A 13591-nucleotide genomic window follows, 5' to 3' on the forward strand; every position below is an offset into this window, starting at 1 on the left:
CAGTTTACGGAGCGATCCCGTGAACCTCACACGCCGCCGCGCTGCCCCTGGGCCGCCGAGCGCGCCTTGTAGGCGGCGGTGCGGGCGGCCTTGGCGGTCGCCTTGTCGGGATGGTGCTCGCCCAGCGCCTCCAGGACCTCCGCCACGTCGCCGTGGTGCGTGCGCCACAGCTCCTCGATCATCTCCCGCATCTCCGTTCCGGGCGGCGCGTCGGCGATGGCGGCCTCGACCGCCTCGGCGGGCTCGGCCGTCTCCAGCATCCCGGCGACGGTGTCGACGAACACCCACAGGTACTCGTCCCTGGACAGCTCCCGCCCGGACGGATCGTCGATGGCGTTCAGCCACAGCGCGGCATAGGGCGAGACGAGCGGGTGCTCACGCGCGGCCCGCACGACCGGGGCCGCCTCCGGGCCGACGCGGTGCAGCACCGCCGCGGCGAGGTTGCGGGCGCCGGGCCCGCCGGTCCGCATCACGTCCACGAGGTCGGCGGCGGCGTCCTTGGCGTCGTGGGCGGCCAGCCAGCCGTCGATCTCCTCGTCGGCGGTGTCGGGCCGGTGCCAGACCAGCCCCTCGACGAGGTCGGCGGCCGGAGCGCCCGCCAGGTCGCCGACCACGGGTGCCACGAACCCGTCCGCCAGCAGCAGTTCCCGGACGGCCCACACGCCGAGCGGGGTCAGCGCCCGGCCGCCCTCGCCCGCGGGCTCGACGATTCCCCACTCCTCCAGGATCTCCAGCTCCAGGGCGAACGCGTCCGGGACGAGCTCGGACATCGCCTTCGCGTCGGACAGGTCGTAGGCCTCCCCGACGTGTTCGAGCAGCGCGTCCAGCAGCACCTGCGGCACCGACGGGGCGTCCTGCTCGTACAGGTGGATGAGGACCCCGGTCAGCTCGTTCTGGACGAGCTCCAGCGCGTCCAAGCCGTCCTCCGGGTCGTGCTCGGGCACCGCGACGGAGTCGAACAGCGGCAGCCACGCCTTCAGCAGCTCCGCGTCGTCGCCGGAGCGCAGGTCCGCCAGGGCCGGGCCCGGCGCCGCCGCGCCGTCCTCCGCGACGATCGCCTTGGCCTCGACGGCCGCCCACCAGAGCCGCTCCAGCGCGGACTCGTCGTCGATCTGGCCGACGCCGCGCGGCTCGTCCAGGCCGAGGGCCCGCGCGGCCTCCTCGGCGTCGGCCTCGGTGAGCCGGTCGTCCTCGCCGAGGGCGCGCTCCCCCGTCCACTCGGCGAGCGCGAGGACCTGCTCGGTGAGCCGCGACGCGCGCGCGGCCGCGGCGAGCTCCGCCACGGGCGCCAGCCGGACGGGCGGGACGACGAGCTCCTCCACCTGGCGGAGGTACTCCTCCGTGCGGGCGAACCGCTCCTCCTCGGGCAGCGCCTCGAAGTCGCGCACCCACGCCTCGACGGCCTCCCGGTCGTCGGCGGGCACGCCCTCCGCCCGCATCAGCCCGGCGAGGACCTCCGCGGCGACCTTCCGCTCGGCCGTGTCGGTCTCCGCGACCACCTCGGCGAACCGGGGCGCGATCCGCTCCACCTCGGTCTCCAGCTCCGCGGCGAGCGGCGCGGGGACGGCGCCGGTGTCGCGCAGGAACGCCACCAGCCCGCGGACCGTGCCGAGGACGGCGGGGACCTCGTCGGCGCCCGCGACCACGGCCTCGGGGAACACCTCCATCAGCAGCGCGCGGAGCCCCTCCGGGGTCAGGGCCCCGGGCCCGGTCAGCCCGAGCTCCTCATGGGCGAGGTCGAGCAGGAGCCGCGCCCCGTGCTCGTCCAGGTCCTCGCCGCGCTCGTCCGCCCACCGCCGCAGATCCGCCGCGGTCACATCCACCCAGTTGTCGGCCACGCGAGAACCCTATTGGTCAGATCAGCTCCAGGGGGTCGATCTGAACACGCACGGTTTCCGTAGCCTTCCGCGCGCTGCGAACGCCCTGGGCTTCTTTGAGCGCGCGCGCGAGGGCGTGTCCGGCGCGTCTCGGCACGCGGACGAGTGCGCGTTCCCGTTCCTGCCCCTCGACGGCTCCCGGCGGGGCCGGGACGGGCACGGGGCCGAGCACTTCCGCGCCGTCCGGCAACCGGGTGTCGGCCAGGAGCTCCCAGATCGCCGCCGGGGATGCCGTCAGCGACGCCATCCGGGCCGCTGGCGGGAAACCGACCTCCCTCCGCTCGGCGAGTTCCCGCTCCGCGTACGTCACGGGATCCCACCGGACGAGCGCCTGCACGGCCGGAAGCGACCCCTCGGCCGCCACCACCACCGGCCCCTCCGGACGGACGAGCGACGCCGCGTTCATCCAGCGCCGGAGCGTCTCCTCCCCGGCACGGAGATCCGGGCGCCCGAGCAGCACCCAGCCGTCCAGCAGCAGCGCGGCGGCGTAGCCTTCTTCGGCGGGCGGCTCGGCCCCTGGAGTGGACACCACGAGCGCGCGCTCCGGACCCACCTGGTCGAGGACGGCCTCGCGCCCAGAGGTCCGCACGGGGACGCCAGGGAACGCCCTGCCCAACTCCTCCGCGGTGCGTTTCGCCCCCACCACCACCGCACGCACCTGGAAGAAGCCGCACTCGGGACAGTGCCAGTCGCCCGCGATCCGCCCGCACCACCGGCAGTACGGGGCGGCATGCGAGGACGCCAGCGACAGCGGCCCCTGGCACGCCGAGCACCGCGCCGGCTCGCGGCACCGCCCGCACGCGATGCCCGGCACGTAGCCGCGCCGCGGGACCTGGACGAGCACCGGGCCGGTTTCCAGCGCGCCCCGCGCGGCCTCGAACGCCACGTTCGGCAGGCGCGCCGTACGGGCGGCGGCGTCCCGGGCGAGTTGCGCGTCCTCCCCCACGTACCGGACGCGCGGCATGACCTCCCGGATGCGTACGCGGTCGGCCACAAGGGCGTGCGCCCAGCCCGCCTCCACCAGCTGGGTCGCGTCCGTGGTGCGGGTGAACCCGCCGATGAGTGCCCCCGCACCGGCCCTGTGCGCGCGCAAGGCGAGCACCTCGCGCGGATGCGGGTACGGGGCGTGCGGCTCGGCGTGGACGTCGTCGCCGTCGTCCCACAGCACGACGAGCCCCAGCTCTGCCACAGGCGCGAACATCGCGGCCCGGGTCCCGACCACCGCCCGCGCACGGCCCCGCCGGACGGCCAGCCATCGCCGGTACCGCTCCGCCGGGCCCAGCTCCGCCGTCAGTGCGACATGCCGGCCCTTCCCCAGCTCCGCTTCCAGCGCCTTGTCCACCCGGGCGACGTCGCGTCCGTCCGCCACGACCACGAGTGCACCGCGCCCCGCGTCCAGCGTGACCGCCACCGCGCGCGCGATGGCCGCCGTCCAGCCCGGCCCGGGCAGCGCCGTCCAGACGGCCCGCGGCGCCCTGCCCGCTGCCAGGGCAGTCAGGAATGAGGGTCCGGCCGGGTATTCGCTCCACACTCCGGGTTGGGGCTCCCCACCGGCGTTGCGTTCGGCGTCCGGTGCGCCTTCAGCCGAATCACCGCCCGCCTCGGCCTCCGCACCCTCCGCCTCGGACGGCTTCACCGGCTCGGCCTCGACGCGGGCGTGGCGCGGCGGGACGGCCAGCCGGAGGACGTCGGCGAACGTCCCGGCGTAGCGCTCGGCCACCTCCCGGGCCAGGGACGCGATCTCCGGGGACAGGACGGGCTCGGGCGAGGTGACCCGCTCCAGGAACGACAGGCGCCCCTCATGATCGCTCTCCGCGACCCGCTCCAGCAGGAACCCGTCGACGAGCTGCCCCGCGAAACGCACCCGGACCCGGCACCCGGGGACGGCCTTCGCGTCCAGCTCGTCCGGCACCAGGTAGTCGAACGGGCGGTCGAGATGCGCGAGCGAGATGTCGACGGCGATCCGGGCGACCGGAAGCTCCTCGGCGGGACGGCGAGCGCCCTTCGCACGCTTCCCCGCGCCTTTCCCCTTGACCCCGTTCTTGGTCGCGCCCTTGGTGTCCTGGCCCGCGCCCGTGCGGGCCTTCCCCGCGCCCTTCCCCGGCCCGTCCTCGCCCTCCGGCTCGCCCACGGGAACCCGGGGGAGGTCGTCCAACCCCGGGATCAGCTCCGCTCCCCCGCCGCTCGTGGTCACGACCCCGTCCTACCAGATCAACCCGACAACCGGCCTCGCGCGCTAGTCTGAGTGGTCCCTTCGAGCCGGCGCGGACCCACCGGACCTCCCGTCCGGCACCTTCCGCGGCTCCGGCCGTCCGACGAGCCCGTGCAGGCGATGTGACCGCGCATACCAACGTGCCCGCGCAAACCAACGTGACCGCGCAGACCCCGAAGCTGACGGACGCCCCGGTCCAGCACGGACCGTCGCGCCCTCCCGCCCGCTCCTCCAAGCCCCGCTGGAGGCAGTGGACGAACCCGCGCCATCCCGTGGTGGCGGCCACCGTCGCCGCCGCCGTGCTGCACCTCGTCTGGGGCCTGTTCCTCGCCACCGAGGGCGGCGACCTGGCCGCCCAGGCCGCCTGGACGGACTTCGCCTGGAAGCACCCGGGCGCGGCCTACAGCTTCGCCTGGTACGGCGGCATGCACCCCGCCTCCTACAGCGTCCTGTCGCCGTACCTGATGGCGGTGTTCGGCATCCGCACGGTCGCCGTGGTCACCGGGACGCTCTCCGCGGCCCTGACCGCGCACCTGCTGCGCCGCTTCCGAGCGCCGGTCGCGCTGCCCGCCTCGCTCTGGGCCGCGTTCGCGCTCGCCTGCAACGCGGCGTCCGGCCGCGTCACGTTCGGGCTCGGCCTGCTGTTCGCGCTGATGGCGACGGCCGTCGCGTACACGGGCCGCGGCACGCCGGCCCTGCGCGCCGCCGCGATGGTCGGCCTCGGCCTGCTCGCGACCCTCGCCAGCCCGGTCGCCGGCCTGTTCATCATGGTGCTCGCCGCCGCGCTGTTCCTGACGGGGCGGCGCCGCGCCGGCGTGGCGCTGGCCGTCGGCCCGCCGGTCGTCGTCGGGGTCACGAGCCTGCTGTTCCCCTTCAGCGGCGTCCAGCCGATCTCGCTCACCGCGATCGTGCTGCCCGCCGTCACCAGCGTGGCCGCGGTGCTGCTGTGCGCGCCGAAGGAGTGGCGCGTCGTCCGGGTGGCCGCCGGCGTGTACCTCGCCGGCATCGTCCTCACCTGGCTGATCCCGTCCCCCGTCGGCAGCAACGTCGAGCGCCTGTCGCTGCTGTTCGGCGGCGTCGTCCTGCTGAGCGCCGTCGCCCGCGCCCCCGGCCGGCTCCGGATCGCGGTGCTGTCGCTGGCGTTCATCGTGACGGCGTCCTGGCAGGTCGTGAAGCCGGTCGACGACCTGATCCACACCGAGCCCGCGGACGCCGCCGCCGGGCACGCCCGCGCCCTGATCGAGGAGATGGACGCGCTCGGCGCGGACGGCTCCCGCATCGAGGTCGTCCCGCTGCGCTCGCACTGGGAGTCGTCCGGGATGAGCCGCCACTTCATCCTCGCGCGCGGCTGGAACCGGCAGGTCGACGCCGAGCGGCACGGGCTGTTCTACGAGAAGGGCGCCCTGACCGCCGCGTCGTACCGCGACTGGCTGCACAAGTGGGCGGTGCACTACGTCGTCCTTCCCGAGCAGGAGGTCGACTGGTCCGCGCAGGACGAGGCCGCCCTCGTCGAGGCCGGCCAGCCGTACCTGTCGGAGGTGTGGCGGGACGAGCACTGGCGGCTGTTCCGCGTCTCGCGTCCCACGCCGCTGGTCGCCGCGCCCGGCACGGTGCGGCACGTCGACTCCGGCAAGCTCGTCGTCGACATGCGGGCCGCGGGCTCGGTCCTGGTGCGGATCTCGTGGTCGCCGTGGCTCAGCGTCACCGGCGGGAACGGCTGCCTGGCCCGCGAGGGCGAGTTCGTCCGGATGACCGTCCAGGGGCCCGGCCGCTACACCATCGCCGCCCGCTACGGCCTCCACCGCGGCAACCACTGCGCCTGAGACGGCGATGAGGGCCCTGGGAGACTCCCAGGGCCCTCATTCGTGGTGCCGGTACGCCCGCGAGCCCTGCGGCTCCTGGCGCGGTTACAGGCCGGCGGCGGTGGCCAGGGCCTTGGCGCGGTCGGTGGACTCCCAGGAGAAGTCGGGCACCGGGCGGCCGAAGTGGCCGTAGGCGGCGGTCTGGGAGTAGATCGGGCGGAGCAGGTCCAGGTCGCGGACGATCGCGGCCGGGCGCAGGTCGAAGACCTCCAGCACGGCGGACTGGATCTTGGCGACGGGGAGCTTCTCGGTGCCGAACGTCTCCACGAACACGCCGACGGGGTGCGCCTTGCCGATCGCGTAGGCGACCTGGACCTCGGCGCGGTCGGCGAGGCCGGCGGCGACGATGTTCTTGGCGACCCAGCGCATCGCGTACGCGGCGGAGCGGTCGACCTTGGACGGGTCCTTGCCGGAGAAGGCGCCGCCGCCGTGCCGGGCCATGCCGCCGTAGGTGTCCACGATGATCTTGCGGCCGGTGAGGCCGGCGTCGCCCATCGGGCCGCCGATCTCGAACCGCCCGGTCGGGTTCACCAGCAGCCGGTAGCCGTCGGTGTCGAGCTCGAACTCGGCGAGCACCGGGTCGACGACGTGCTCCTTCACGTCCGGGCCGAGCAGCTCCTTCAGGTCGATGTCGGGAGCGTGCTGGCTGGACACGACGACGGTGTCGAGGCGGACGGCGCGGTCGCCGTCGTACTCGATCGTGACCTGGGTCTTGCCGTCGGGGCGCAGGTACGGGACGTCGCCGCTCTTGCGGACCGCCGACAGCCGCTGGGCGAGCTTGTGCGCCAGCGTGATCGGCAGCGGCATCAGCTCGGGCGTCTCGTTGGTGGCGTACCCGAACATCAGGCCCTGGTCGCCGGCGCCCTGGCGGTCGAGGTCGTCGCCCTGCTTGTCGCGGTCGTCGCCGTCGCGGGTCTCGTAGGCGTCGTCGACGCCCTGCGCGATGTCGGGCGACTGCGCGCCGATGGACACCGACACGCCACAGGAGTGGCCGTCGAAGCCCTTCTTGGACGAGTCGTAGCCGATCTCGAGGATCTTCTCCCGGATGACGCCGGGGATGTCCACGTAGGTCTCGGTGGTGACCTCACCGGCCACGTGCACCTGACCGGTCGTGATCATGGTCTCGACGGCGACCCGGCTCTTCGGGTCGTCCTTGAGCATCGAGTCGAGGATCGCGTCGCTGATCTGGTCCGCAATCTTGTCCGGGTGTCCTTCGGTGACGGACTCGGAGGTGAACAGGCGGCGAGACACGTACGTGAACTCCTTGCAGCGGCTGCTGACTGACGTCGCAGGACGGATTGTTGATCGAGGCCGGTGGAGGGGCGCCGCCCCTCCGCCGGTTACCCCGGATGGTCTCAGGGGTCCCAGAGGTCTTAGGGGGTGAAGTCTAGCGGGACGGCGGTGGAGGACCAGTCGAGGCGTGGACGGCCGGCCGGTCCGGGGCGGGGGGTTCCAGGCGGGCGGCCACGAGGTCCCAGACGGTGTCGGCGAGCGCCTCCTTCGCCCCGCGCGCGACGTCGGTCCGCGAGCCGTCCGCGCCGAGGATCACCGCGGCGTTGTCCGGCCTGCCGAAGGTCAGGTGCTCCCCGACCTCGTTGACGACGAGCAGGTCGCTGCCCTTGCGGGCGAGCTTGGCCCGGCCGTTGGCGAGGACGTCGTCGGTCTCGGCGGCGAACCCGACGATCACCTGCCCGGCGCGGCGGCGCTGTCCGAGTTCGGCCAGGATGTCGGCGTTCTTCACCAGGGCGATGGGCTCCGGGCCCGTCCCCTCGGACTTCTTGATCTTCGAGCCCCGGTAGTCGGCCGGCCGGAAGTCGGCGACCGCGGCGGCCATCACGACCGCGTCGGCGTCGGCGGCGGCCTCCAGGACGGCCTTGCGCATCTCCTCCGCCGACCCGACGGGGACCACGCGCGTCCCGGCCGGGTCGGGCAGGGACACGTTCGCGGAGACGAGCGTCACACGGGCGCCCCGGGCGGCGGCCGTCCGGGCGAGGGCGTAGCCCTGGAGGCCGGACGAGCGGTTGCCGATGAAGCGGACGGGGTCGATCGGCTCGCGGGTGCCCCCGGCGGACACGACGACGTGCCGCCCGGCGAGATCTCCGCCCGCGGTGCCGCGGGCGAGGACGTGCCGGGCGACCGCGAACAGCTCGGACGGGTCGGGCAGCCGGCCGCGGCCGGTGTCCTTGCCGGTGAGCCGTCCGGAGGCGGGCTCGACCACGATCGCGCCGCGGGACCGGAGGGTCTCCACGTTGGCGCGGGTGGCGGGGTGCTCCCACATCTCGGTGTGCATCGCGGGCGCGAACACCACCGGGCAGCGGGCCGTGAGCAGGGTGTTGGTGAGCAGGTCGTCGGCCATGCCGTGCGCGGCGCGGGCGAGCAGGTCGGCGGTGGCGGGCGCGACGAACACGAGGTCGGCGGTCTGGCCGAGGCGGACGTGCGGCACCTCGGCGACGCCGTCCCAGACCTGCGCGGCCACGGGCTTGCCGGACAGCGCGGCCCAGGTGGGCTCGCCGACGAAGCGGAGCGCGTCGGGGGTGGGCACGACGGTGACGTCGTGGCCCGACTCGGTGAGCAGCCGGAGCAGCTCGCACGCCTTGTAGGCGGCGATTCCGGCGCCCACGCCGAGGACGACGCGCGGCTTGCGGGAGGTCATGCGGTCACTTTTCCATCAGCCGCCGGACCCGCGGACACCGGGGTCCCCCGTGCGGTCGCCCGCGGGGCTCCGCGCGCCGCCGGCGGCGGGCCGGGCTCAGCCCTCGATGGGCTCGGCGTTCAGGAGGCCCTCGCGCGTCTCGCGCAGCGCGATCGACAGCGGCTTCTCCTGGACCTGCGTCTCGACGAGCGGGCCGACGTACTCCAGCAGGCCCTCGCCGAGCTGGGCGTAGTAGGCGTTGATCTGCCGCGCGCGCTTGGCCGCGATGCTCACGAGGCCGTACTTGGTGTCGACGACCTCCAGGAGCTCGTCGATCGACGGGTTGGTGATGCCCTCGTTGCTGGTTGCCACTCGGTGGCCTTCCCCTAGATGAGATGATCCTCGCCCCGGCGGGGGGCGGGCGCCGCGCCGGCGAAAGGCGTCAGCGGACAGCCATCAAGGCTAGCAGCTCGCGGCACACGTCCCGGACGGACGTGTTGACCAGCGTGACGTCGAACTCCTTCTCGGCCGCGAGCTCCACGCGGGCGGCGTCGAGGCGGCGCTCGATCACCTCGGGGGGCTCGGTGCCGCGGCCGGTGAGGCGGCGGACGAGCTCCTCCCAGGAGGGCGGCGCGAGGAACACGAGCAGGGCCTCGGGCATCGTGCCCCGGACCTGCCGGGCGCCCTGGAGGTCGATCTCCAGCAGCACGGGCTCGCCGCGGGCGAGCCGCTCCTCGACGGGGCGGCGGGGGGTGCCGTAGCGGTTCCCCGCGAACTCGGCCCACTCCAGCAGCTCCCCTTCGGCGACGAGCCGGTCGAAACCGGCGTCGTCGACGAAGAAGTACTGCACACCATGGGCCTCACCCGGCCGGGGGGGCCGGGTGGTCACCGAGACCGACAGCCACACCTCGGGGTGTGAGCGCCGGATCTCGGCGACGACCGTGCTCTTGCCGACGCCTGACGGGCCGGAGAGGACCGTCAGCCGCCGGGCGAGCGGGCCATGCGGCTTGGAGCCGTCCGGCGCAGGAATGGGTGCGCCGGAGCCGGACGGGATGGAGCCGGTTTCGGGGGGACCCGAGCCGGCCGCGGCGGACTCGCCGCCGCGCCCGCCCGTGAGTCGCGCGTCAGCGGTTCGCACTTCCGCCGAACTCACGCTCCAGGGATGCGCGCTGGTTCGCGCCGAGGCCCCGCACGCGGCGGGACTCGGCGATGCCCAGGCGCTCCATGATCTGCTTCGCACGGACCTTGCCCACACCGGGCAGCGATTCCAGGAGGGCCGACACCTTCATCTTTCCGATGACGTCGTCGGACTGACCCTCCTTGAGAACCTCGGCGAGCGAGGTTCCCCCGTGCTTGAGCCGGTTCTTAACCTCGGCCCGCTCCTTGCGGGCCTTGGCAGCCTTCTCCAGGGCTGCGGCGCGCTGTTCGGGGGTTAGGGGCGGAAGAGCCACGCCGGGTCACCTCAGGTTTCCACTCGACGGAGTCGGACGGGTTGGGAAACTAGCGAGTTCACGCCCCATAAGGCAACGTGAAGTGCCGTTTAGCCCGCCACAAAATCACGAATATCACTCCTCGGAGTGTCCTGAATATCGAGTGTACACAACTCGGGCCCTCCGACACCCCACCCCCTTGCCTTGCTGGGACTTTCGCATGATCGTGAAAATCCGCCCTTTCCGACCCCTTTGCGGTCACTCAGCACCCATCCGTCACTCGCGTCGGAGGCGCCGGAGGCGGCCCCACCATGATCCCGTTCGCGGCCGGCGGGCCCGCGCCGGCCCCGGAACCGGGCGCGTGTGAGGTCCCCCACACTCCCGCGCGGACGAGTGACGCTCGTCACGCCGCGCCGTTCCGCACGTCGGAGCCGCAGGGCGCCTGCCATCCTCGTTCCACGTCCCCCGCCAAGATCGTTCCGACTTCTGGAGCCGCCGTTCCGCCCCGCTCCCCGCTCCCCCTCAGAGCGCCCCGCCGGCACCGCCGCGCCCGGGGCCGCCCCCGCCGCCCGGCGCGGAAACGCCGCCGGGCGGAACCGGCATGACAACTCCCAGTCACGGTGCCGGCAAACCCCGCGTCCGCTGAACGAGTTCGCCGTTCGGCGCGTACCGCTTTGCGGAAGGCTTCGCCGCCGCGATTCACGGCTTCGATTGCCCTCCCGATTGGCCGGTCCGATTGCCCGCCCAAAACGACAAAGGGCGATCCAGCACGCTTCAGAACACCGCTCGCTAAAGCCGCGCGGAATGCCAGGGGCGCCATACCGGCGCGCTCTCCGCGCCCGCGCCGGGCCCCGGGCGCCGCTGTATCGGACGACGAACCCGCAGGTCAGCGGCAGGACGGCAGCAACCGGGACGGGTCAGGGCGTCTCGGCGGACGTCTCCGCGGACGTCCCGGCGGGTCCGTCAACGGACGTGCGGCGCAGCGCGGTCGCGATGGCCGCGGCGGCGGCGCCGGGGTCGGGGGCGCCGGTGATCGGGCGGCCGATGACCAGCAGGTCGGCGCCCGCGGCGAGGGCCTCCTCGGGCGTCGCGACGCGCGCCTGGTCCTGGACGGCGGCGCCCGCGGGCCGCACACCCGGAGTGATCAGCGTGATGCCGGGCCCGACCTCCGCGCGGACGGCGGCGGCCTCCTGCGGGGAGCACACGAGCGCCTGGGCGCCCGCCTCGACGGCGAGGACCGCGAGCCGGCGGACGGCGTCGGGCGCGGGCCCGGCGATGCCGAGGGCGGCGAGGTCGGCGTCGCCGAGGGACGTCAGGACGGTCACGGCGGCGATCGTGGTGGCCGGGGCCGCCTCGACGGCCTCGCGGATCATCGCGGCCCCGCCGGCGGCGTGCACGGTCAGGTAGGCGGGCTTGAGCCGCGCGACGGCGCGCGCGGCGCCGCGCACGGTCGCCGGGATGTCGTGCAGCTTGAGGTCGAGGAAGACCTGGACGCGGCTGGCGCCCCGGACGCTGGCGATGACGTCGGGCCCATACCGCAGGTACAGCTCCAGGCCCACCTTGACGGTGGAGACGTGCGGCGTGACCAGGGTGGCCCAGCGCGCGGCCGTCTCCAGGTCGGGCGCGTCCAGGGCGACGGCGATGGGGGCGGAGGTCACAGCTTCTCCTTCTCGGGCTCTTGGGGGCGCACCTGCGGCGGCACGTAGCCCGCCGGCTTGTGGGCGAGGCCGACGGCGTCCGCGAGGCGGCCGATGCGGCGGGCCGCGAGCGCCTCCTCCAGCTCGCGCAGCACGCGCGGGCCGGCCGTGGGGTCGTGGAACAGGGCGGTGCCGACGGCGACCGCGGAGGCGCCGGCGAGGATGAACTCCAGCGCGTCCAGCCCGGACGCGACGCCGCCGACGCCGATGATCGGCGTGCTGGGCAGGGCCGCGTGGACCTGGTAGACGCAGCGGACGGCGACGGGGCGGATCGCGGGCCCCGACAGGCCGCCGGAGACGCCGGTGAGGGCGGGCCTGAGCGTCTCCGGGTCGATGGCCATGCCGTCCATGGTGTTGATCAGCGTGAGGCCGTCCGCGCCCGCGTCGACGCAGGCGAGCGCGATCGTCACGATGTCGGTGACGTCGGGGGCGAGCTTGGCGAAGAGGGGCACGCCCGGCCGGGCGTGGGCGTGCACGGCCCGCACGACGGACGCGGCCGCGGCGGGGTGCCAGGCGAACATGCGGCCGCGGTCCTCGACGTTGGGGCAGGCGACGTTGATCTCGATCGCGGCGACGCCGGGGACGTTCCGGAGGCGGCTCGCGAGCTCGCCGTACTCCTCGACGCTGTTGCCCGCGATGGACACGATCGTCCGGACGTCCTGCTCGATGAGCCAGGGCAGGTCGCGTTCCAGGAACGTCTCGATGCCGGGCCCGGGGAGGCCCATCGCGGTGAGCAGCCCGCTGGGGGTCTCGGTGACGCGGGGCGTGGGACGGCCCGCGCGCGCTTGGGGCATCACGGAGGTGGTGACGAAGGCGCCCAGGCGCGTCAGGTCGAAGAACTGGGCCAGTTCCCGTCCCGTCCCACCGCACCCGGAGGCCGTCAGAACGGGATTGGGGAGCTCCAGGGAGCCCAGGGTGGTCATGACCCGGTCGCTCACTGGGAGCCCCCTTCCGTGACGCTCAGGACGCGCGGCGCGCCGAGCGCGTCGAACGGGATGGTGCCGAGATCGCCCCAGCGGACGCGGTCGCCGCGCAGGACGGGCCCGTCGGCGCAGGCGCGCACCATGCGGGTCACGCCGTCCTCGCCGTGGACGGGGAGCATGCAGGTCATGCAGACGCCGATGCCGCACGCGCCCGTCCGCTGGAGGAACTCCTCCACCGACACCTGGGACGGGAGGCCGAAGTCGCCCGCGACCTGGGTGACCGCGCGCAGCAGCCCGGTCGGGCCGCAGCCGTAGACGACGTCGGCGCCGGTCTCCTGGATGACGCGGGGCAGGACCTCGCGGACGGTGCCCTTCTCGCCCATCGTGCCGTCCTCGGTGGTGACGGTCGCGGAGTCGCCGATGCGCTGCGCCATCCGGGAGCCGAACACCTGCTTGGCGGACCGCCCGCCGAGCACGAAGTGCACCTGGCTGCCGCGCCGCAGCAGCGCGTCGGCGAGCGCGAACAGCGCGGCCCCGCCGGGCCCGCCGCCGGCCAGGACGCAGGTCACCGGGTCGCGCGGGAGCCGGAACGGGCGGCCGAGCGGGCCGACGAGGTCGACCTGGTCGCGGGACCGGCGCCCGGCGAGCCAGGCGGTGCCCGCCTCGGTGTCGGCGAAGACGACCTCGACGGTGCCGCCGTAGTCGGACTTGACCTCGTGCACCCCGAAGCAGCGGCGGACCAGCCGGGCCGTGTGCTCGCCGCCGACGGCGAGCGCCACGAACTGGCCGGGCCGGAACCGCTCGGCGACGGCCGGCGCCACCAGCGTCATCGCGTGGTAGTCCTGCACCTGGCGGACGGTCAGGACCGTCGCCGAGGTCTGCACCGGCGTGTCGGACACCCGTCTCCCTCTCGTCGTTCACGTCGCCGCGCGGGCGGGCGGCGCCCCGTTCCCGGGGT

Annotated in this window: 11 protein-coding genes; 1 reads left to right on the forward strand and 10 read right to left on the reverse strand. The window is 74.4% G+C overall.

The window, feature by feature from the left end; translation table 11 throughout:
* Nucleotides 1-26: 26 nt before the first annotated feature.
* On the reverse strand, nucleotides 27-1838 hold the full coding sequence (locus E1300_RS23700) for a hypothetical protein (protein WP_131759255.1): 1812 nt from the start codon (nucleotides 1836-1838) through the stop codon (nucleotides 27-29).
* Between the two features lie 16 nt (nucleotides 1839-1854).
* Nucleotides 1855-4071, reverse strand: coding sequence for a primosomal protein N' (locus E1300_RS23705; protein ID WP_131759256.1), 2217 nt, complete (start codon nucleotides 4069-4071; stop codon nucleotides 1855-1857).
* A 158-nt stretch (nucleotides 4072-4229) separates the two neighbouring features.
* Here E1300_RS23705 and E1300_RS23710 point away from each other — a divergent pair, with 158 nt between their 5' ends.
* Nucleotides 4230-5912, forward strand: a complete 1683-nt coding sequence (locus tag E1300_RS23710; RefSeq protein ID WP_242619359.1) for a DUF8823 domain-containing protein — start codon at nucleotides 4230-4232, stop codon at nucleotides 5910-5912.
* Between the two features lie 84 nt (nucleotides 5913-5996).
* On the opposite strand, the gene metK is transcribed toward E1300_RS23710, so the two are convergent.
* The 8 genes from metK to E1300_RS23750 form a co-directional block, all read right to left on the reverse strand.
* Complete coding sequence (gene metK / locus E1300_RS23715; protein ID WP_131759257.1) at nucleotides 5997-7202, reverse strand: methionine adenosyltransferase; 1206 nt, start codon at nucleotides 7200-7202, stop codon at nucleotides 5997-5999.
* 136 nt (nucleotides 7203-7338) lie between these two features.
* Nucleotides 7339-8604: a bifunctional phosphopantothenoylcysteine decarboxylase/phosphopantothenate--cysteine ligase CoaBC gene (gene coaBC / locus E1300_RS23720; protein ID WP_131759258.1), complete on the reverse strand. Its 1266-nt coding sequence runs from the start codon at nucleotides 8602-8604 to the stop codon at nucleotides 7339-7341.
* Between the two features lie 96 nt (nucleotides 8605-8700).
* A complete protein-coding gene (gene rpoZ, locus E1300_RS23725) occupies nucleotides 8701-8955 on the reverse strand; it encodes a DNA-directed RNA polymerase subunit omega (protein ID WP_131759259.1) in 255 nt (84 codons plus the stop codon).
* A gap of 70 nt (nucleotides 8956-9025) precedes the next feature.
* On the reverse strand, nucleotides 9026-9613 hold the full coding sequence (gene gmk, locus E1300_RS23730; RefSeq protein WP_131759268.1) for a guanylate kinase: 588 nt from the start codon (nucleotides 9611-9613) through the stop codon (nucleotides 9026-9028).
* A 94-nt stretch (nucleotides 9614-9707) separates the two neighbouring features.
* Nucleotides 9708-10034 carry an integration host factor, actinobacterial type gene (gene mihF / locus E1300_RS23735; protein WP_026405770.1) on the reverse strand — a complete coding sequence of 109 codons (327 nt, stop codon included), beginning with the start codon at nucleotides 10032-10034 and terminating at the stop codon, nucleotides 9708-9710.
* 896 nt (nucleotides 10035-10930) lie between these two features.
* Nucleotides 10931-11671: an orotidine-5'-phosphate decarboxylase gene (pyrF, locus tag E1300_RS23740; RefSeq protein WP_131759260.1), complete on the reverse strand. Its 741-nt coding sequence runs from the start codon at nucleotides 11669-11671 to the stop codon at nucleotides 10931-10933.
* The gene (locus tag E1300_RS23745) at nucleotides 11668-12648 is read right to left on the reverse strand and encodes a dihydroorotate dehydrogenase (protein WP_131759261.1); all 981 of its coding nucleotides are present in this window, start codon (nucleotides 12646-12648) and stop codon (nucleotides 11668-11670) included. The genes pyrF and E1300_RS23745 overlap by 4 nt, the downstream gene beginning before the upstream one ends.
* Complete coding sequence (locus E1300_RS23750) at nucleotides 12645-13532, reverse strand: iron-sulfur cluster-binding protein (RefSeq protein ID WP_131759262.1); 888 nt, start codon at nucleotides 13530-13532, stop codon at nucleotides 12645-12647. The genes E1300_RS23745 and E1300_RS23750 overlap by 4 nt, the downstream gene beginning before the upstream one ends.
* Nucleotides 13533-13591 lie beyond the last annotated feature (59 nt).

Source organism: Actinomadura fibrosa (assembly GCF_900659615.1).
GTDB classification, from domain to species: domain Bacteria; phylum Actinomycetota; class Actinomycetes; order Streptosporangiales; family Streptosporangiaceae; genus Spirillospora; species Spirillospora fibrosa.

Excerpts from the sequence above, each read along its gene's own strand:
- coaBC (WP_131759258.1), bottom strand. The coding sequence starts at position 8,604 with ATGACCTCCCGCAAGCCGCGCGTCGTCCTCGGCGTGGGCGCCGGAATC.